Source organism: Streptomyces sp. NPDC005262 (assembly GCF_042872425.1).
Lineage (GTDB): Bacteria > Actinomycetota > Actinomycetes > Streptomycetales > Streptomycetaceae > Streptomyces.
This window is the reverse complement of record NZ_JBIAKK010000004.1, coordinates 1-19,202: the sequence shown is the minus strand read 5'-3', so window position 1 is coordinate 19,202 and position 19,202 is coordinate 1. Positions and strand designations below refer to the sequence as shown.

General features: G+C 70.1%; 16 protein-coding genes. 7 read left to right on the top strand and 9 right to left on the bottom strand.

The features are described 5' to 3' along the window. Positions 1-209: 209 nt before the first annotated feature. From ACFYP5_RS13200 to ACFYP5_RS13185, 4 genes are read left to right on the top strand one after another with little or no spacing between them, the layout of a single operon-like run. The gene (locus ACFYP5_RS13200) at positions 210-3,164 is read left to right on the top strand and encodes a nitrate- and nitrite sensing domain-containing protein (RefSeq protein WP_389034543.1); all 2,955 of its coding nucleotides are present in this window, start codon (positions 210-212) and stop codon (positions 3,162-3,164) included. Continuing rightward, positions 3,161-3,604 carry a roadblock/LC7 domain-containing protein gene (locus tag ACFYP5_RS13195; RefSeq protein ID WP_030968910.1) on the top strand — a complete coding sequence of 148 codons (444 nt, stop codon included), beginning with the start codon at positions 3,161-3,163 and terminating at the stop codon, positions 3,602-3,604. The genes ACFYP5_RS13200 and ACFYP5_RS13195 overlap by 4 nt, the downstream gene beginning before the upstream one ends. A 9-nt stretch (positions 3,605-3,613) precedes the next feature. Beyond that, positions 3,614-4,051 carry a DUF742 domain-containing protein gene (locus tag ACFYP5_RS13190; RefSeq protein ID WP_389034540.1) on the top strand — a complete coding sequence of 146 codons (438 nt, stop codon included), beginning with the start codon at positions 3,614-3,616 and terminating at the stop codon, positions 4,049-4,051. Beyond that, positions 4,032-4,637 (top strand): ATP/GTP-binding protein, encoded by a 606-nt coding sequence (locus ACFYP5_RS13185; RefSeq protein WP_389034538.1) that lies wholly within the window; start codon positions 4,032-4,034, stop codon positions 4,635-4,637. The genes ACFYP5_RS13190 and ACFYP5_RS13185 overlap by 20 nt, the downstream gene beginning before the upstream one ends. A gap of 95 nt (positions 4,638-4,732) precedes the next feature. Here the strand turns inward: ACFYP5_RS13185 and glpK are convergent, their stop codons facing one another. The 6 genes from glpK to ACFYP5_RS13155 all read right to left on the bottom strand — a co-directional run bounded on the left by glpK (position 4,733) and on the right by ACFYP5_RS13155 (position 10,327). Then, positions 4,733-6,250, bottom strand: coding sequence for a glycerol kinase GlpK (glpK, locus tag ACFYP5_RS13180; RefSeq protein ID WP_389034536.1), 1,518 nt, complete (start codon positions 6,248-6,250; stop codon positions 4,733-4,735). 81 nt (positions 6,251-6,331) lie between these two features. Further along, entirely contained in the window at positions 6,332-7,093 is a 762-nt protein-coding gene (locus ACFYP5_RS13175) for an MIP/aquaporin family protein (protein ID WP_389034534.1), read from the bottom strand. Between the two features lie 222 nt (positions 7,094-7,315). Then, a complete protein-coding gene (locus tag ACFYP5_RS13170) occupies positions 7,316-8,506 on the bottom strand; it encodes a lipid-transfer protein (protein ID WP_389034532.1) in 1,191 nt (396 codons plus the stop codon). Further along, positions 8,503-8,991 (bottom strand): Zn-ribbon domain-containing OB-fold protein, encoded by a 489-nt coding sequence (locus ACFYP5_RS13165; RefSeq protein ID WP_389034529.1) that lies wholly within the window; start codon positions 8,989-8,991, stop codon positions 8,503-8,505. The genes ACFYP5_RS13170 and ACFYP5_RS13165 overlap by 4 nt, the downstream gene beginning before the upstream one ends. Positions 8,992-9,040: 49 nt before the next feature. Continuing rightward, on the bottom strand, positions 9,041-9,388 hold the full coding sequence (locus ACFYP5_RS13160) for a DUF962 domain-containing protein (protein WP_030968923.1): 348 nt from the start codon (positions 9,386-9,388) through the stop codon (positions 9,041-9,043). Between the two features lie 132 nt (positions 9,389-9,520). After that, positions 9,521-10,327, bottom strand: a complete 807-nt coding sequence (locus ACFYP5_RS13155) for a M15 family metallopeptidase (RefSeq protein WP_389034526.1) — start codon at positions 10,325-10,327, stop codon at positions 9,521-9,523. Positions 10,328-10,450: 123 nt separating this feature from the next. Here ACFYP5_RS13155 and ACFYP5_RS13150 point away from each other — a divergent pair, with 123 nt between their 5' ends. Further along, positions 10,451-10,972 carry an NUDIX domain-containing protein gene (locus ACFYP5_RS13150; protein ID WP_389034523.1) on the top strand — a complete coding sequence of 174 codons (522 nt, stop codon included), beginning with the start codon at positions 10,451-10,453 and terminating at the stop codon, positions 10,970-10,972. Between the two features lie 6 nt (positions 10,973-10,978). On the opposite strand, the gene ACFYP5_RS13145 is transcribed toward ACFYP5_RS13150, so the two are convergent. Further along, on the bottom strand, positions 10,979-13,324 hold the full coding sequence (locus ACFYP5_RS13145) for a glycoside hydrolase family 31 protein (RefSeq protein ID WP_389034519.1): 2,346 nt from the start codon (positions 13,322-13,324) through the stop codon (positions 10,979-10,981). Between the two features lie 223 nt (positions 13,325-13,547). On the opposite strand from ACFYP5_RS13145, the gene ACFYP5_RS13140 reads away from it, so the two are divergent. Further along, positions 13,548-15,524 (top strand): acetoacetate--CoA ligase, encoded by a 1,977-nt coding sequence (locus ACFYP5_RS13140; RefSeq protein WP_389034517.1) that lies wholly within the window; start codon positions 13,548-13,550, stop codon positions 15,522-15,524. 120 nt (positions 15,525-15,644) lie between these two features. Continuing rightward, positions 15,645-16,508, top strand: a complete 864-nt coding sequence (locus tag ACFYP5_RS13135) for a hypothetical protein (RefSeq protein WP_389034514.1) — start codon at positions 15,645-15,647, stop codon at positions 16,506-16,508. A gap of 62 nt (positions 16,509-16,570) precedes the next feature. Here the strand turns inward: ACFYP5_RS13135 and ptsP are convergent, their stop codons facing one another. Next, positions 16,571-18,241 (bottom strand): phosphoenolpyruvate--protein phosphotransferase, encoded by a 1,671-nt coding sequence (gene ptsP / locus ACFYP5_RS13130; protein WP_389034511.1) that lies wholly within the window; start codon positions 18,239-18,241, stop codon positions 16,571-16,573. Positions 18,242-18,317: 76 nt separating this feature from the next. After that, on the bottom strand, positions 18,318-18,767 hold the full coding sequence (locus ACFYP5_RS13125) for a PTS glucose transporter subunit IIA (RefSeq protein ID WP_389034508.1): 450 nt from the start codon (positions 18,765-18,767) through the stop codon (positions 18,318-18,320). Between the last annotated feature and the right edge of the window lie 435 nt (positions 18,768-19,202).

Genomic DNA, 19,202 nt, shown 5'->3' with positions numbered 1-19,202 from the left:
CGAGGGATTGAGGCGCTCTGCCGGGTCTCTTCTGCCGCTTTCGCGGATTTCATCTCCCGGAATGCCACGACAACTCGTGATCGACACGCAGGGGTGCGGCCGAAAATAGTCCGGACGTGTCTTCGAGTTGCCTGTGCGGCAGTAGTAGGCTCGCGCCGTTTGTTGCCGGAACACCCACCCCGCCGTGCGGGGTCGAGCTGGGGGAGGCCATGCGCTTTCGCGGAAAGTCCATCCGCAGGAAGATCGTGGCGTTGCTGTTGGTGCCGCTCGTCTCCCTCACCGCACTCTGGGGCTTCGCCACCTTCCTGACCGGCCGTGAAGCCGGAGACCTGATGGGTGCGAGCACCATCGTGGAGAAGGTCGGCCACCCTCTTGAGGACACCGTCCGGGTCATCCAGAACGAGCGTCGTCAGACACTTGTCTTCCTCGCGGACCCCCGCGCCTCCGATGCACTTCCCCTGCTGCGCCGCCAACGGGCCGCCACCGACCGCGTCGTGGCGGACGTCAAGGAGAGCGCCCGGCAGAAGGACATCCGGGATGCGCTGAGTCCCGATGCGGAAACGCAGCTCAATTCGGTTCTCAGCGCCGTCGACGGCCTCGGTGCGCTCCGCGACTCCGTCGAGAAGCGCACCATCGACCGCAATCAGGCGCTGGAGTTCTACAACCGTCTCGTCGACCCGTGCTACCGCTTCCTGACCGGCCTGCACACGACGGAGAACGCGTCGATGGACAAGCAGGTACGCGCTCTGACCGGCATCTCGCGGGCCCGCGAAATGCTGTCCCGGGAAGATGCTCTGGTGGCCTCGGCACTCATCGCCGGACGGCTCGACGCCCCGGAACTCCGGCAGATCTCCGATCTCGTCGCGAACCGCAAGCTGCTTTACGAGATCAACATCGAGGTCCTCCCGTCGGCGGAGCGCCGACGCGTGGAGCAGTACTGGGCGAGCCCGGACAGCGAGCCGCTGCGCACCGCGGAGAGCAAGCTCATCGCGGCCGGCCCCACCCGCGCCCCTCGCACGGTCGATGCGGAACGCTGGCAGGAGGTGGCCCTGCCGGTCCTGGACCAGCTGGCAGACGACTCGACGGAGATGAACAACCGCTTCCAGGACCGCGGCAGGCCCGTCGGCTACAACGTCCTGGTCAAGGCCGGAGTCGCGGGAATCCTCGGCTTCCTCGCCCTGCTCGTCTCCGTCTTCGTGTCCGTCCGCGTCGGCCGCGAGCTCGTCCGCGACCTCTCCCGGCTCCGCAAGGACGCCCACGAGGTCTCCGGCGTGCGACTGCCGAGCGTGATGCGCCGCCTCGCCGCGGGCGAGCACGTCGACGTCGAGACCGAGGCCCCGCATCTCAGTTACGAGCGGGACGAGATCGGCCAGGTCGGCCAGGCTCTCAACACCCTGCAACGCGCCGCCGTCGAAGCCGCGGTCAAGCAGGCCGACATGCGACGCGGTGTCTCCGAGGTCTTCGTCAACCTCGCCCGCCGCAACCAGGTACTCCTGCACCGACAGTTGACGCTCCTGGACGCCATGGAGCGCCGCACCGAGAACACCGACGAACTCGCCGACCTGTTCCGCCTCGACCACCTCACCACCCGCATGAGGCGGCACGCCGAAGGACTCGTGATCCTTTCCGGCGCGGCGCCGTCCCGGCAGTGGCGCAAGCCCATCCAGCTGATGGACGTGGTGCGGGCAGCGGTCGCCGAGGTCGAGGACTACGAGCGGATCGAGGTACGCCGCCTGCCGCGGATCGGCGTCGGAGGCCCGGCGGTCGCCGACCTCACCCACCTGATCGCCGAACTCCTGGAGAATGCCACGGTGTTCTCGCCCCCGCACACCGCGGTCCAGGTGCACGGTGACCGCGTCGCCAACGGCTTCACCCTCGAAATCCACGACCGTGGCCTCGGCATGGCTCCCGAAGTCCTGCTGGATGCCAATCTGCGGCTCGCGGAGACCCCCGAGTTCGAACTCTCCGACACCGACCGCCTGGGACTCTTCGTGGTGAGCCGGCTGGCCCAGCGGCAGAACGTCCGAGTCTCCTTGCAGATTTCTCCGTACGGAGGAACCACGGCCGTCGTCTTCATCCCGGCGGCCCTGCTCACCGACGCCGCGGAGACGCACGGCACCGGATTCCGCCTCGACCGCCGCGCCGAGAAGGCGATCGGCAGCGGCCGACCCAGCAATGAGGGACCGCGCAGCGACAAGAACCGCAGGGACGGTGTGGCGGACCGGTGGCCTTCCGACGGTACGGGCGACGAGGGGTCCACCGGCCTCGCCCCCGTCCTCACCGGCCTCGTGGGTCCGAACGCCCTGGACGGACCGGTCGAGCTCGAAGCCCCGGTCGCAGCGCTCGGCCTCGGGACCGACCCCGTACGCGACGCGGGGCTGGACCCCGTACTCGACCCGGTACTCGACGGAGTGTCCGACATCGACGACACCGAGAGCGAGCGCGGCGGCATCTTCCGCGCCCGCGACCTGCGCCGTGAAGGGGACCGCGCCTTCCAGCGCGACGCCGACAACGGCTTCCGCCGCGATGCCGGCCACGACCAGCATCAGCAGGCCGCCGACCAGGTCGCCGAGTCCACCGCAGACGTCCGGGCCATGCGCCCGGGCGGCCCGGTGCCGCTGCCCCGCCGCAAGCCGCCCACGCTGGTCACCGACCGCGGCCGCCGGGTCGACGAGGCCGGCCGTGCGCACCCCACGACCACGGACCCGGAGCCCTCGCGCACCGGGGCCGGAGCCGGGCGGTCCACCACGGACCCCTGGCACTCCGCCGCCGACGCCCGGCGGTCCGCCGACCGGCAGGACTCCGGCTTCCGGCCGCCCACCGAGTCCGCCGCATCCGCGTCGGCACCGGCTGCGGCGACGCCATCGGCCGGACCTTCGCGATCCGCCGGGCCGGCCTCGTACCCGGGGACCGTGGACGGACTGCCCCGCCGGATCCGGCAGGCCAGCCTCGTCCCGCAGCTCCGGGAGGGCTCCGGCGGCCGCGCTTCCGAGCCGGCCTCCACGGAACCGGCGGAGGACATCGAGCGGGACGCGGACGAAGTGCGCAACCGTATGGCTTCGATGCAGCGCGGCTGGCAGCGCGGCCGCCGGCAGAACGCCGAGGACGGGACCGGTCTCGGTGAGACAGCACAAGGAACCACTCCGGGAGGGGACGGTCGATGACCGCACCGAACGCCGCAGCACCCGACGCCACACGCCACGGATCCGGCGAACTCAACTGGCTCCTCGACGAACTCGTCGAGCGCGTCGGCTCCATCCGCAAGGCGCTGGTGCTCTCCAGCGACGGCCTTCCCACCGGTACGTCCAAGGACCTGACCCGCGAGGACAGCGAGCATCTGGCGGCGGTCGCCTCCGGGTTCCACAGCCTCGCCAAAGGCGTCGGACGCCACTTCGACGCGGGCCGCGTCCGCCAGACCGTCGTCGAACTCGACGAGGCGTTCCTCTTCGTCACGGCCGCCGGCGACGGCAGCTGTCTCGCCGTGCTGGCCGACGCCGACTCCGACGTGGGCCAGGTGGCGTACGAGATGACGCTGATGGTCAAGCGCGTGGGGGTCCACCTGGCCAACGCCCCACGGTCGTCCGGTCTTCACGCCGGAGGGTGAGTGGATGGCATGAGCGCTGACTCCTCCCGGGGCGCACCCCCCGGATCCCCGGCGGCTGCCGACGATCCGCAGTCGTCGCGCTGGTACGACGCCGAGGCGGGGCCGGTGGTCCGTCCGTACGCGATGACCCGGGGCCGTACCAGCAGCGCGTCCCGCCATCGTCTCGACCTGATCGCGATCGTCGTCCCGGAACCCGCGGCCGACGATCCGGGCCGGAACCAGACGCTCTCCCCGGAACACGTGGAGATCATCGAACTCTGCAATGACATGCCCCAGTCGATCGCCGAGCTGGCGTCCGGTCTGGATCTCCCCGTCGGGGTGGTCCGGGTGCTGGTCGGCGATCTCGTCGAGGACGAACTGGTGCACGTGACCCGTCCCGTTCCGCCGGCCGAGCTGCCGGACGTGAACATTCTTCGCGAGGTGATCAATGGCCTTCGGGCGCTCTAGCCGCAGCACGCGGCCCGTTGAGCCGGTCACCTTGAAAATCCTGGTGGCGGGCGGCTTCGGTGTGGGCAAGACGACGCTGGTGGGAGCGGTCAGCGAGATCAGACCGCTGCGTACGGAGGAGCGGCTCACGGAGGCGGGCCGCCCCGTGGACGACACGGCCGGAGTCGAGGCCAAGACCACCACCACCGTGGCCATGGACTTCGGGCGGATCACGCTCCGCGAGGATCTGGTGCTGTACCTGTTCGGCACACCGGGGCAGGACCGCTTCTGGTTCCTCTGGGACGAACTGGCCCAGGGTGCCCTGGGCGCGGTCGTTCTCGCCGACACCCGGCGTCTGGAGGACTGCTTCGCGGCCGTCGACTACTTCGAACGGCGCGAGATCCCGTTCACCGTCGCCGTCAACTGCTTCGAGGGAGCCGACCGGTTCCCGACCCGGACGGTACGGGCTGCCCTGGACCTCGACCCCGAGGTGCCGGTGCTGATGTGCGACGCGCGCGACCGCTCCTCCGTGCGCGATGTGCTGGTCACGGTCGTCGAACACGCGCTGGCCCGAGCGGACCGCCTCCGCGAGCCCGCCACCACCTGAGTACGCGGCGGAACACGGCCCGCACCCCCGCCGACCGGGGTACGGGCCGTGCGTCCTGAGGCCGTCCGACGCGCGACCGCTCATGGAACGGGCGGTTACCGCTCGCCGCCGCCTTCCTCCTGCCAGCCCAGGCTCCGCTCCACCGCCTTGCGCCAGTTGTGGTACTCGCGCTCACGGATCTCCGGTTCCATGCGTGGCTGCCACTCCACATCGCGCTGCCAGTGCGTCTTGAGCTCGTCGAGCCCCGACCAGACGCCGGTCGCCAGCCCTGCCGCGTACGCCGCGCCCAGACACGTGGTCTCGGAGATCTTCGGCCGGATCACCGGCACGCCCAGCACGTCCGCCTGGTGCTGCATGAGCAGCCGGTTGGCCGTCATGCCGCCGTCCACCTTCAGTGTCGTGATCGGCACTCCCGAGTCCTGATACATCGCGTCGACAACCTCACGCGTCTGCCAGCTGGTCGCCTCCAGGACGGCGCGTGCCAGATGCGCCTTGGTGACATAGCCGGTGAGTCCGGTGATGACACCCCGGGCGTCCGAGCGCCAGTACGGGGCGAAGAGGCCGGAGAAGGCGGGCACGATGTACGCCCCGCCGTTGTCGTCGACGCTCGCCGCCAGTGTTTCGATCTCCTCGGCTCTCCGGATGATCCCCAGCTGGTCGCGGAACCACTGGACCAGCGCCCCGGTGATGGCGATCGACCCCTCCAGGCAGTAGACGGGGGCCTGGTCGCCGATCTTGTAGCCGAGCGTGGTGATCAGCCCGCTCTTCGACGGCACGGGCCTGTTGCCGGTGTTGAGCAGCAGGAAACTACCGGTGCCGTAGGTGTTCTTGGCGGTACCCGGGTCGTAGCAGGCCTGCCCGAAGACAGCGGCCTGCTGATCGCCGAGTGCGGAGGCCACCGGCACCCCGGCGAGCGCGCCGACAGCGGTCCCGTACACCTCCGATGACGAACGGATCTCCGGAAGCACCCCCTCCGGTACATTCATCGCGGCCAGGATCGACGGATCCCACTCCAGGGTCTCCAGATTCATCAGCATGGTGCGCGAAGCGTTGGTCACATCGGTGACATGGACGCCGCCGTCCGTACCGCCGGTGAGGTTCCAGATCAGCCAGGAGTCGATGGTGCCGAAGGCGATCTCGCCCCGCTCGGCCCGGCTGCGCAGCCCCGGTACGTTGTCCAGCAGCCAGGCGGCCTTGGGACCGGAGAAGTAACTGGCGAGCGGAAGCCCGGTGATGTCCCGGAAGCGGTCCTGCCCGTCCGCGCCGCCGAGCTCGTGGCAGAGCGTGGACGTACGGGTGTCCTGCCAGACGATGGCGTTGTGCACGGGCTGTCCGGTCGCCCGGTCCCAGAGCACGGTCGTCTCGCGCTGGTTGGTGATGCCGAGTGCGCTGAGCTGTTCCGCGCGCAGTCCGGCGGTGGCGAGCGCGCCCTCCACCACGGCTCGCACCTTGGACCAGATCTCGGTGGCGTCATGTTCCACCCAGCCGGGTTTCGGGAAGATCTGGCGGTGCTCGCGCTGGTCGACGGCGACGATCGCACCGTCCTGGTCGAAGATGATGCATCGGCTGGATGTGGTGCCCTGGTCGATGGCGGCGACATACCTGTCCGTCATGACGTCCCCTTGTCACGAGGTCGAGAACTCGAATTGCCGGAGCTTGAAGGAGCCGCGCCCGAATAGCCGGAACCGGAACGGCTAGAAGGCGGCGTTGAAGAGGACCCCCGCCAGCAGCCCGCCCACGAGCGGTCCTGCCACCGGGATCCAGGAGTATCCCCAGTCGGAGGTACCCTTGTTCGGTATCGGAAGCAGTGCGTGCACCAGCCGCGGACCGAGGTCGCGGGCCGGATTGATGGCATATCCGGTGGGTCCGCCGAGCGAGAGTCCGATACCGACCACCAGCAGGGAGACCAGCAGTACGGAGATCCCGGATCCGTAGACGCCGGCGCCCTCGTCGGCGACCGGGCCGATCCCGATCCCGGCGTTCTTCCCGAAGGCCAGTATCGGCAGCACCAGGCCGGCCGTCGCGATGATCTCGGTGACCAGGTTGGCCACCGGGCTGCGGATCTCCGGAGCGGTCGCGAAGATCCCCAGCGTCGGCACGGCGGTCTCCTTGTCCGCGTTGGCGCGGAACTGCGCGTAGTACGTGAGCCAGGCCAGCAGCGCGCCGATGACCGCGCCGACCAGCTGTCCCAGGATGTAGAGGGGGACCTTGTCCCACTTCCCGGTGTCGACGGCGATGCCCACGGTGACCGCCGGGTTGAGGTGGCCACCGGAGAGGGGAGCCGCGGTGTACGCGCCGGCCAGGACACCGAAGCCCCATCCGAAGGCGATCACCACCCATCCCGCGGCTCTGGCCTTCGAATGATGGAGGGTGACAGCGGCGCACACACCTGCGCCGAAGAGGATGAGGATCGCCGTTCCGATGACTTCCCCGACGAATATGTCTCCATTGCTCATGGCGCTCCTAGGGGTTGTCCGGCGGATCGCGCCGGGCGCTTCCATGGCTTCCGTGACGAGCGTGGTGACCAAGTCGCTCTGCCGCAGAGCAGGAGTGGCGGCAGTGACTGAACAAGGAGTTTTCACGGGTGCTGATCAGCCGTCAAGAACGCTGACAACAAGCCCAGTTCACAGCACGCCCAGCGGACACTTCGGTACGGGGTCCAAGGCGCCCGGCTGGTCTCAGCGGACCGCGACGACTGCCGAACCGTGCCCGAACAGCCCCTGATTCGCGGTGATTCCGGCGCGCGCCCCCGGGATCTGCCGCTCCGCCGCGGTGCCACGGAGCTGCCAGGTCAGCTCGCAGACCTGCGCGATGGCCTGGGCCGGCACGGCCTCCCCGAAGGAGGCGAGTCCTCCGCTCGGATTGACCGGGATACGTCCGCCGAGCGCCGTGGCCCCTTCGCGCACGAGTTCGGCGCCCTCGCCCGCCGCGCACAGCCCGATGTCCTCGTACCACTCCAGTTCCAGGGCGGTGGAGAGGTCGTAGACCTCGGCCAGCGACAGCTCATCGGGCCCGATGCCGGCCTCCTCGTACGCAGCCCGGGCGATCGACGCGCGAAAGGTCTCCGGTGCGGGTTCCGCCGCGATCGCCGAATCGGTTGCTATGTCCGGAAGATCCAGTACGGCCTTCGGGTAGGTGGGTGTCACGGTGGAGACGGCGCGGATACGGACCGGATCGGCCGCCCCGTGGCGGCGGGCGAACTCCATGCTGGACAGGACGATCGCCGCGGCCCCGTCGGACGTCGCGCAGATGTCGAGCAGCCTCAGCGGATCGGCGACCACGGCGGACGCGGCGACCTGCTCGGCGGTCACGGGAGCGCGGTAGCGGGCATTGCCGTTCAGCGCGCCGGCCGCCGCGTTCTTCACCTTGACCAGCGCGAAGTCGTCCGGAGTGTCCCCGTACAGGGCCATCCGGCGGCGGGCGTACAGCGCGAAGTAGGCGGGATTGGTCGCCCCGAGCACCCGGAAGCGCAGCCAGTCGGGATCGTCGGGCCGGTCGCCGCCCGCCGGGGCGAAGAACCCCTTGGGCGCCGCATCCGCACCCACCACGAGCACCGCGTCGGCCATGCCCGCCAGGATCTGCGCCCTGGCCGTATTGATGGCCTGGGCACCCGACGCGCAGGCGGCGTACACACTGGTGACCCGTGCGCCCTGCCAGCCCAGCGCCTGGGCGAAAGTCGCACCCGCCACATAGCCCGGATAGCCGCCGCGCACGGTGTCCGCGCCGACCACCGACTGCACGTCCTGCCAGCCGATTCCGGCATCGCTGAGCGCGGCCCGCGCCGCGACCGTGCCGTACTCGACGAAACTGCGCCCCCACTTGCCCCACGGATGCATCCCGGCTCCGAGGACGGCCACGTCCCCGGTCACGCGGCACCGCCCTGGGCCGCGCCGGTGGCAGCGGTCACGGGGCGCCAGTGCCAGGTGGTCCATACGGTTCCCCCGCCCTGGGAAGCGTCCTCGTTCAGGACCCCCGGAACCACCTCGACGGTCATCCCGACCGCGAGATCCTCGATGCCCACCCCCGGCGCCGCCTGTCCGAGCATCACCATGCGCTCTGCCGCGAGTTCGACGGCGATCAGGACGTACGGCTCCCAGGGCGCGTCCGGGTCGGAGACGTACGGGGCGGGAGGACGGTAGCGGCCGTCGGTGTACGACCAGACGGTGCCGCGCCGGGAGAGGGGCTCCTCGACCAGTTCGCCGCCCGTGCAGCCGGGATTGCGGCAGAACGTGTCCTGACGCGGGAAGAAGACCGACGAGCAGGCGCAGCAGCGTGTGCCCAGCAGCCGGAAGTCCTTCTCGGCGGCGCCCTCGGTGAACCAACCGACCACCACGGGTGTGCGCGTGTGCGACAAAGCCCCTCCCCGGCCTAGAATCTGACGGAACGTCAGAAGTGTGCCACGGTCAGCCGTTCTCGGCGAGCCACTTGGCGGCGGTCTCCGCCAGTTCCCGGTCGCGGCCGGCCAGCATCATCCGGATCATCTGCACATCTCCGCGCAGTGACCACGCGGGATGCCCGAAGGTGGCCGGATTGTTCTTCTCGATCAGAAAGTGTGCGGGCCAGGCGGTGCCGTAGCCGATCAGGGGGAGCGCCGCCGCGTACCGCTTGCGGCCCCGTGCCAGACCGTAGGCGGTGACCGCGAGACCGGTCAGGGTCCCCGTCAGATGGACCCAGCGGGTGGCGGCCCTGGAGTGCATCGCCACGTAGTAGGGCCAGAACTCTTCGTACGAATCGAACGTCTGCTGTGACATATGGGCACCGTAACGGCTGGGAGGGCAACCGGATACGGCCGATCCGCGTCCGAGAGGAAGTACGGGTGGCCGGAGCCCACGGGGGTGGTCCCGGCCGCCCGTTCGCCCGGCCGTACCGGCCGGGGGCGGACCTCAGTGCCCGGCGACGGACCTCCTGGCCACCGGGAAATCGAAGTAGGTGTCCGGGAACAGCTCGGGCTTGAAGGTGTAGTGCCACCATTCCTCGGCCAGATTCACGAATCCGGCGTCGGTGAGCGTCGTCTTCAGGAACTGCCGGTTGGCTCGCTGTACGCCCTGGATCCGCGGGTCGTCCGTGTGCGAAAGCGTGTCGAAGCAGTCGAAACCGGTGCCCATGTCCACCGAATTGTCGGGGAAGCGCTCGGCCTGCGGCGCGTAGCAGGGCACCAGCTTCTCGCCCGGCCGGTACGCCCTGGTCGGCAAGGCGGGCAGCTTCACCAGCGTCAGGTCCACCGTGCTGCCCCGACTGTGCCCGGACTTCTCCGCGATGTACCCGTCCGCGAACAGCCTCGTCTTGTCGACCTGAGGGTAGAACTCGCCCTTCATGGCCTCGTCGTCGAGATCCTTCGCCCACCGGACGAAATGGTCGACGGCCCGCTGCGGCCGGTAACAGTCGTACACCTTCAACGAGTACCCCTGGCGCAGCAGCCGCGTCTGCGCCGCGTGGAGCGCCTGAGCCGCAGGCCGGGTCAGGATGCAGACGGGCCGGCGGTACCCGTCGACCGGTTCACCCATGAAGTTGTGCCCGGTGGGGTAGCGCATTTCCTGGATGATCGTGGGGTCCACCGAACGAAGTGCGACGAACTCGTCGGGGGCCTTCGGCTCGGCCTGGGCCTGTGCCGGCGGGGAGGCTACGGTGGCGGCTAGCAGGACGGCGGCACTGGCCGCCAGGGAGCGGAGTGCGGAAGCGATACCTGTCATGAGCGCATCATCCATCAGTCGTGCAGGCCTTGGCAGGACGATCGGACACAGTCCGCGCTTGTCCGCGCCCGCAGAGGGAACCGAGCGCGGGAACGAGCACGTGGAGGAAGGGTGCGGGAACCGATGAAGGACTCCCACTGCGGCAGCTGCGGCGCGCCGTACCCCCAGCCCGCGCCGGGATCCACCGGCACCTGGCCCCGCACCTGCACGGCTTGCGGCGCCATCGCCTACCGCAATCCGCTACCGGTCGCCGTCGCCCTGGTCCCCGTCACCGACGAGGACGGCACCTCCCTCGTCGTCATCACCCGCACCATCGAGCCCCGACGCGGCGGCCTCGCACTGCCCGGCGGATTCATCGACCAGACCGAGGACTGGCGGCATGCGGTCGTGCGGGAACTGCGCGAGGAGACCGGCATCGAAGCCGACCAGCAGGACGTACGTCTTGCCGACGCCCTCAGCTCACCGGACGGCCACCTTCTCCTGTTCGGCCTGCTCCCGCCACGTCCGGTCACCGACCTCCCCCCGTCCGTGCCCACCGGCGAGACCGCAGGCCACAGCCTGCTCCGCGCCCCCGCCGAACTGGCCTTTCCGCTGCACACCCAGGCCGCCCGTGCCTGGTTCGAAGGCCGCTATCACCACCTCTGACGGGCATCACACCCCACGCACCCGCACCGGGCACGTCACCTCACCACCCTCCAGCTCCACGACGACCCGCCCGTCCACCAGCCGTGTCGTATACCGCTCGACCTCCGGCTGCTCCCAGCCGTCGCCCGCGTCACGGACGACCAGGCCACCCCCGGTACGCCCGGCCGCCGGAGCCCAGACCTCCAGTTCCAGTCCCCCGTCCACGCCCCGTACCGGAATCACCGACCCCGCCCGCACCAGCACCGGCACCCGCGACAGCGGTGCATCGACCGATATCTGCCCCGGCCCCTCGTACGCCTCACCGGTCGCCGTGTCGTACCACCGTCCGCGCGGCAGTCGCACGGCCCGGCGGTCCGTCCCCCGCTTCAGCACCGGCGCCACCAGCAACGCGTCCCCCAGCAGGAACGCGTCCTCGCAATCCCGCAGCCCCCGGTCCCCGGGCGCCCCCCACCACAGCGGCCGCACATACGGCGCACCCGTCAGCCGGGCCAGCTGGGCCAGCGTCACGAAGTACGGATGCAGCCGCTCCCGCTCCACCAGCGCCGCCCGCGCGTGCTCCAGCACCTCGGGCCCGAACTCCCACGGCTCCCGCCGCCCCGCGTCCATCGCCGCGTGCGTACGGAACAACGGCAGCCAGGCACCCAGCTGGAACCACCGCAGATACAGCTCGGGGGACGGCGACCCGTCGAACCCACCCACATCGGGACCCGAATACGGCACCCCGCACAGGCCGAGCCCCAGCACCAGCGACAGCGAGGCGCGCAACCCGGGCCAGCCCGTCGCCACATCGCCGGACCACGTGCCCCCGTACCGCTGCATCCCCGCCCAGCCGGCGCGCGAGAACAGGAAGGGCCGCTCGTCCGGCCGCAGTCGGCAGAGCCCTTCGTACCCGGCCTTCGCCATCGCCAGCCCGTACACGTTGTGGGCCTCCCGGTGATCGCCCCCGCGGCCCTCCAGAGAGTGCCGGGCCGAGCGCGGCAGCGTCAGCTCGCCGAACGCCGAGAACGACACCGGTTCGTTCATGTCGTGCCACACACCGGAGAAACCCTGCGCCAGCCGTTCCTCGTACAGACCTCCCCACCATTCCCGCACCTGTGGATCGGTGAAGTCCGGATACACGCACTCACCCGGCCACACCTCCCCGCGCACCGCCCGCCCCCGCGCGTCCCGGACGAACGCCCCGGCTCCACCGACCGCCGAACCGGCGTCGAACACCACATTGCCCGGTACCGCCTTCACCGCCGGATCGACGATCGACACGAGTCGCACCCCGTCCTCCCGCAACTCCTTCGCCAGCCGCGGCAGGTCCGGGAAACGGCCCCGGTCGACGGTGAACACCTGATGACCGTCGTAGTGATCGATGTCCAGATGCAGAACGGACAGCGGCAGACCCCGCTCCCGGTACCCGGCGACGACGCGCCGCACCTCACGCTCACTGCCGAACCCCCACCGGGCGTGCTGCGGACCCAGTGCCCAGGACGGCGGCAGCGCCGGCGCACCCGTCAGCGCCGTCCAGCCCTGCAGCACCCGGGCCGGCGTACCCGCCACCACCCAGCAGCGAAGCGGGCCCCCGTCCATCCGCACCTCGCACCGCCCCGGACGGTCATGGCCGGACCCCGCGCCCTCCCCGCCTTCGCGCAGCGTCACACGCCCCGCCCAGGTGTTGTCGTGGAACGCCAGATGCGTCCCCGCATCCGAGACCACCAGCTGCACCGGCATCGTCAGATACAGCGGATCGTCACCGGGCACGAAGCGCCCGCCCGGATCGGTGTTCCACAGCTCGTACACGCCATCGCGCAGCCGCGGCCCCGACGCCCGCCCGCCGAGCCCGAAGAACCGGGCGTCCGCAGGCACCTCGGACCGCTGCACCCACCGGGCCGGACCACCCGCCACCGGCTCCCACCAGCGCGGCGGCAGCTCCCGCCGGAGCACCACGCCGCCCGGCGTACGCAGTTCCACCGCTCCGTGCCGCGAGACCACCAGCGTCAGGCGCTCCGAGACCACCTGCCAGCCGCCGTCCTTGCCCGGCTCCAGCACAGCCCGCGGATCCGGCTCCGGCGCCGGACCCGGCAGCGCGTACGACTGCAGTGGCTCCGCGCCGTCCCACGCCCAGAACACGGCCCCTCCCACCGCGACCCGGATGTACAGCTCCGAACGGGCGAATCTCACGACGCCGCCGCCGGGCCCGGGCTCCGCCCCCACCAGCAGACCCGGCACTCTCGCCCGCTCCGCACCACGGCGCGGCAGCGCCCGGGCATCCGCCCGCTGCCGACGCCAGGCCGAGCGCACCATGCGCAGCCCCTGCACCGAACCCACCATCTTCATCGAACGCACCAGGTCCCGACCGTTCATGCAGCTCACCCTGCCACCTGACGGAGCGGCAACGGGCTCCGTTCAACTTCCGTTCACCCGTGGCCGGACCACATAGCCGGACAGGCAACCATGGGCGGGGAACCCTGGTGCGGAAGACGATCACATGGCATCGTCCCTGGAAGCCGCCTCACGCGCACACCCCAGCACGTGTGCGCGCGAACCACGCCCACCCCGCGTACCCGTACAGCCAGGGAGCCGCCCCATGACTTCAGCAGCGAACGAAGCCCCCCTCTGGCAGCCCGACGCCGAGCGCATCGCCGCCGCGGCGGTCACCCGCTTCCAGAGCTGGGCCGCCGAGCGGTACGGAGCACCGGCCGACGGCGGCTACCCGGCGCTGCACCGCTGGTCCGTCGACGAACTGGACACCTTCTGGCGGGCCGTAGCCGACTGGTTCGACGTGCGGTTCTCGACCCCGTACGAGTCCGCCATCGGCGACCGCACCATGCCCGGCGCCCAATGGTTCCCCGGTGCCACCCTCAACTACGCGGAACACGCCCTGCGTGCCGCGGAGGACCCGCTGCGCGCCGGTGCCCCGGCCCTCGTCCACGTCGACGAGACCCACACCCAGGACCTGGTCAGCTGGTCCGAACTCCGCCGCCAGGTCGGCTCCCTCGCCGCCGAACTCCGCACACTCGGGGTCCGCCCCGGCGACCGGGTCAGCGGCTACCTCCCGAACATCCCGCAGTCGGTCGTGGCGCTCCTCGCCACCGCGGCCGTCGGCGGCGTCTGGACCTCCTGCGCCCCGGACTTCGGCGCCCGCAGCGTCCTCGACCGCTTCCAGCAGGTCGAACCCGTCGTCCTCTTCACCGTCGACGGCTACCGCTACGGCGGCAAGGAACACGACCGCACCGACACGGTCGCCGAACTGCGCCGTGAACTGCCCACCCTGCGCGCCGTCGTCCACATCCCGCTGCTGGGCACCCCCGCCCCCGAAGGCGCCCTCGAATGGTCCGCCCTCACCTCCGCGGACACCGAACCCGTCTTCGAACAGGTCCCGTTCGACCACCCGCTGTGGGTGCTGTACTCCTCGGGCACCACCGGACTCCCCAAGGCGATCGTCCAGTCCCAGGGCGGCATTCTCCTCGAACACTTCAAACAGCTCGGACTGCACTGCGACCTCGGGCCCGACGACCGCTTCTTCTGGTACACCTCCACCGGCTGGATGATGTGGAACTTCCTCGTCTCCGGCCTGCTCACCGGCACCACGGTCGTGCTGTACGACGGAAGCCCCGGCTACCCCGACGTCAGCGCCCAGTGGCGCGTCGCCGAACAGACCGGCGCCACCCTCTTCGGTACCTCCGCCGCCTACGTCATGGCGTGCCGCAAGGCCGGCATCCACCCGGGCCGGGACCTCGACCTCTCGCGCATCCAGTGCGTGGCCACCACCGGCTCCCCGCTTCCGCCCGATGGATTCCGCTGGCTCCATGACGAAGTCGCCGACAACCTGTGGATCGCCTCCGTCAGCGGCGGAACGGACGTCTGCAGCTGCTTCGCCGGCGCGGTGCCCACCCTCCCCGTCCACATCGGCGAACTCCAGGCCCCCTGCCTCGGTACGGACCTCCAGTCCTGGGACCCGGCAGGGAAGCCGCTCATCGGCGAGGTCGGCGAACTCGTCGTCACCAACCCGCTGCCCTCCATGCCGATCCACTTCTGGAACGACCCCGACGGCAGCCGCTACCGCGACAGCTATTTCGAGATGTACCCCGGCGTCTGGCGCCACGGTGACTGGATCACCCTCACCGACCACGGATCCGTCATCATCCACGGCCGCTCCGACTCCACCCTCAACCGACAGGGGGTACGGATGGGCTCGGCCGACATCTACGAAGCCGTCGAGCGGCTCCCCGAGATCCGCGAATCCCTGGTCATCGGCCTCGAAGAGCCCGACGGCGGCTACTGGATGCCGCTCTTCGTCCACCTCGCCGACGGCGCCGCTCTCGACGACGGCCTGCGCGACCGCATCAAAGAGACCATCCGCGAGAACCTTTCGCCGCGCCATGTACCGGACGAGATCATCGAGGTTCCCGGCGTCCCGCACACCCTCACCGGCAAGCGAATCGAGGTTCCGGTCAAGCGCCTCCTCCAGGGAACAGCCTTGGCCAAGGCGGTCAATCCCGGCTCGATCGACAATCTCGAACTGCTCCACTTCTACGAGGACCTGGCCCGCACGCGCCGCTGAAGCGGGCACTGTCAGTGCCCGTGGTTACTCTGAGTGAGCAATGTTCGACAGCGCACTGGGGGAGTCGTGGCGCACAGCAGGAACACCAGGAAGACCGCCTGTCGGCGGACCGGTACATCGATGCGACGCACGTTGCGCCGCGAAGCACCGAGCACCATCGGCCTCCTGGCCGACGAGCGGGACTTCGCGGCCATGCGGCGCTACCGCACTTTCACCTTCGACGACCACACCGTCTATCTGCAGCAGGTCGACGGCCTGCTCAGAACACTCGCGGCCCAGGGCATGCACACCACCGTCGCCCTCTTCGACCCGGAGGAATACGCCGAGTTCTGTGCCGAATCCGGCCTCGCCGCCGACGCCCCGGCCACCCGCAGTCGGTACACCGCCGAAATCGCCGCGACCGGGGCCACGGTCGCGTACACCGGACAACCCATCGACACCCTGATCCCGCTCCTCGTCAGCCGAGCGGTCCGGCAGGCCACGTGGGAGTACACCACGACGCGCCTGGCCGACCTCGGCGAATGCGCCGACTGCGGGCAGGACATCGGCCGCGCCGCCTTCGACCGGGCGTCCCACCTCCTGATGCGCACGCTTGAGGCGGCGGGCCCGGGCACACACCACCTGGTCTGCAGCACCCCCACGGAGAACGAACAGCTCCTCGCCGTCCTGCACACCGAGCGCGGCACGACGGGCCCGGCCCTCCTCGATTCGGGCGAAGGAGCAGAGTTCGTCACCGTCCTCGCCGTCGGCATCGCACTGGAAAGTCGCGGCGGACTGGTGCTCCGTACAAGCAGCCCCGGGACCCCCGACCGGGTTCACGGCTGGCGACTGACCCGCGGCAGCCTGGTACCGCTCACCGCCGGTGAGGTCTTCAGCGCCTACTGCACCGACGCGGACACCGGTGAACCCGTCTCCCCGGAGTCCGGCGTGGACTACTGCGCGGGCTTCGACATCGGCGCGGACGAACCGGAGGAACACCGCTGAAACACCCGAAGGGGCTTCCCGCCATGTCCGGCGGGAAGCCCCTTCACAATCAGCCGCGCGAACTACTCGCCCGACAGCACCGCCTGAGCCGCGAGCCGCGCATCGTCGGCGGAGTCCGCGGCACGCGCGGCGGCAGCGGCACGCTCGCACTGCGCGAGCGTGTACTTCGCCAGAGTGGCGCGGACATAAGGAAGGGACGCGGCACCCATGGACAGGGAGGTGACACCCAGACCGGTGAGCACACAGGCGAGCAGCGGATCGGCGGCAGCCTCACCACAGACACCGCAGCTCTTGCCCTCGGCCTTGGCAGCGTCAGCCGACAGCGCCACCAGATCGAGCAGCGCGGGCTGCCACGGATCCTGCAGCCGGGACACCGCACCCACCTGACGGTCGGCGGCGAAGGTGTACTGCGCCAGGTCATTGGTGCCCAGCGACAGGAACTCCACCTCCTGCAGGATCGAGCGGGCCCGAAGAGCAGCCGACGGAATCTCCACCATCGCGCCGAACTTCGCCTGAAGCCCGGCTGCCCGGCACGCGTCGGCGAACGCCTTCGCATCCGTACGGTCAGCGACCATCGGCGCCATGACCTCGAGATGGACCGGCAGCCCCTCGGCCGCCTTCGCCAGCGCGGTCAGCTGGGTCCGCAGCACCTCGGGGTGGTCCAGCAGGGTACGGAGCCCGCGCACACCCAGCGCCGGGTTCGGCTCGTCCGCGGGCGTCAGGAAGTCGAGCGGCTTGTCCGCGCCGGCGTCCAGTACCCGCACCACGACGCGTCCCTCGGGGAACGCCTCCAGCACCGCCCGATACGCCGCGACCTGCTTCTCCTCGGACGGCGCCTGCTTGCTGTCGTCGAGGAACAGGAACTCGGTGCGGAAAAGACCCACACCCTCGGCACCGGCCTCGACCGCCGCCGGCACATCGCCGGGCCCGCCCACATTGGCCAGAAGCGGGACCTTGTGACCGTCGGACGTCGCACCCGGGCCGGTCGAAGCGGACAGCGCGGCCTTGCGGGCCGCGGCGGCGCTCTCCATCTCCGCGCGCTTCGCCTCGCTCGGCTCGACGAAGATCTCGCCGGTGCTGCCGTCGACCGCGATGACCGTCCCCTCGGCCAGCTCACCGGCACCGGGGAGAGCCACCACGGCCGGCACACCGAGCGCCCGCGCCAGAATCGCGCTGTGACTGGTCGGTCCGCCTTCCTCGGTGACAAAGCCGAGCACCAGAGCGGGGTCGAGCAGCGCGGTGTCGGCAGGCGCCAGGTCGCGCGCGATCAGTACGTACGGCTCATCGCTGTCCGGCACACCGGGCATCGGCACACCGAGCAGCCGCGCCACGATCCGGTTACGCACATCGTCGAGGTCCGCGACCCGTCCCGCCAGGTACTCCCCGGCTCCGGCGAGCAGAGCCCGGTACGCGGCGAACGCGTCGTACACCGCACGCTCGGCGCTGCTCCCGACGGCGATGCGCCGATCCACGTCGGCCATGAGTTCGGGGTCCTGGGCCATCATGGCCTGCGCCTCGAGCACCGCCTGCGCCTCGCCGCCGGCCAGGTGGCCTCGGGCGTTGAGGTCGGCCGCAACAGCGTCCACGGCCTGGCGAGCACGCCCCTGCTCGCGCTCGGCCTCCTCCGCGGGAATCTGTTTGGCCGGCGGCTCGAGCACAGCCGTACCCATGTGCCGTACCTCGCCGATCGCCACACCGTGGCTCACGCCGACGCCTCGCAGCGTTGTCTCCATTTCACCCGTCTCAGATTGTGCGGTGATCCGTGCCACCGCGGTGAATGTCCAGTCGGCTGCTACTGCGCCGAACGTGTCACTGCCAGTCGAACAGTGTGTCGCCAACCTTGACATCGCCGTCCTCGCGGACATCGGAGAGGGAGTCGGCCGTGGCTTCCAGGGCGACGATCGGGCAGATCGGCGACTTGCCGGCCTCCTCCACGGCGGCCGGGTTCCACCGCACGATGTTCTGGCCCCGCGTGACTGTGTCACCCTTGTTGACGAGGAGTTCGAAGCCCTCGCCATTGAGCTGGACGGTGTCGATGCCCAGGTGCACCAGTACCCCGTGCCCCTGCCCGTCCACAACGACGAAGGCGTGCGGGTGCAGGGAGACGACGACCCCGTCCACCGGCGAAACGGCCTCCGACGGCTCACGCAAGGGGTCGATGGCGGTTCCGGGACCGACCATCGCACCGGAGAAGACCGGGTCGGGTACCGCAGCGAGTCCGATGGCGCGTCCTTCAAGAGGGGACGTCACAGTGGTCATAGGGAGCCTCCCGGGGTGGAACTTCAATGGGGCCGCCGCGGCTTGCAGGGGACGGCGTACTGTTCAGCAGCGTAAGTCATAAGAAGTCCCGGTTCCGCCCGAGTCCAACAGGTACGCAGACCTAGGGGGGCACCGGAAACGATTTGCCTCGACTCCCAGCGGCCTGTACTGTCGTACTCCTGCCTGGCCCCAGTGCGACATTGCGTCGGGGGCCGGCGGCGACTATTAAGCCCAAACCCTAACCCGGATTCAGCTTCTGCATGCCTGCAGGACTGGTCAAGGGAATGGGAAAAGGCCTGCTAGAGTCGGACTCGCCGGAAAGGGAAACGCGAAAGCGAATACCTGGAAAGCACAGTAAAAATTCTTCTGCTTCGCAGGGGGCCGCTTCGACCGGGAATCGGACACGAAAGAGTCTGATAGAGTCGGAAACGCAAG

What these genes read in the sequence shown, in the direction of transcription:
- ACFYP5_RS13200 (WP_389034543.1), top strand. Translation starts at nt 210, where the DNA reads ATGCGCTTTCGCGGAAAGTCCATCCGCAGGAAGATCGTGGCGTTGCTG.
- ACFYP5_RS13195 (WP_030968910.1), top strand. Translation starts at nt 3,161, where the DNA reads ATGACCGCACCGAACGCCGCAGCACCCGACGCCACACGCCACGGATCC.
- ACFYP5_RS13190 (WP_389034540.1), top strand. Translation starts at nt 3,614, where the DNA reads ATGAGCGCTGACTCCTCCCGGGGCGCACCCCCCGGATCCCCGGCGGCT.
- ACFYP5_RS13185 (WP_389034538.1), top strand. Translation starts at nt 4,032, where the DNA reads ATGGCCTTCGGGCGCTCTAGCCGCAGCACGCGGCCCGTTGAGCCGGTC.
- glpK (WP_389034536.1), bottom strand. Translation starts at nt 6,250, where the DNA reads ATGACGGACAGGTATGTCGCCGCCATCGACCAGGGCACCACATCCAGC.
- ACFYP5_RS13175 (WP_389034534.1), bottom strand. Translation starts at nt 7,093, where the DNA reads ATGAGCAATGGAGACATATTCGTCGGGGAAGTCATCGGAACGGCGATC.
- ACFYP5_RS13160 (WP_030968923.1), bottom strand. Translation starts at nt 9,388, where the DNA reads ATGTCACAGCAGACGTTCGATTCGTACGAAGAGTTCTGGCCCTACTAC.
- ACFYP5_RS13155 (WP_389034526.1), bottom strand. Translation starts at nt 10,327, where the DNA reads ATGACAGGTATCGCTTCCGCACTCCGCTCCCTGGCGGCCAGTGCCGCC.
- ACFYP5_RS13150 (WP_389034523.1), top strand. Translation starts at nt 10,451, where the DNA reads ATGAAGGACTCCCACTGCGGCAGCTGCGGCGCGCCGTACCCCCAGCCC.
- ACFYP5_RS13145 (WP_389034519.1), bottom strand. Translation starts at nt 13,324, where the DNA reads ATGAACGGTCGGGACCTGGTGCGTTCGATGAAGATGGTGGGTTCGGTG.
- ACFYP5_RS13140 (WP_389034517.1), top strand. Translation starts at nt 13,548, where the DNA reads ATGACTTCAGCAGCGAACGAAGCCCCCCTCTGGCAGCCCGACGCCGAG.
- ACFYP5_RS13135 (WP_389034514.1), top strand. Translation starts at nt 15,645, where the DNA reads ATGCGACGCACGTTGCGCCGCGAAGCACCGAGCACCATCGGCCTCCTG.
- ptsP (WP_389034511.1), bottom strand. Translation starts at nt 18,241, where the DNA reads ATGGAGACAACGCTGCGAGGCGTCGGCGTGAGCCACGGTGTGGCGATC.
- ACFYP5_RS13125 (WP_389034508.1), bottom strand. Translation starts at nt 18,767, where the DNA reads ATGACCACTGTGACGTCCCCTCTTGAAGGACGCGCCATCGGACTCGCT.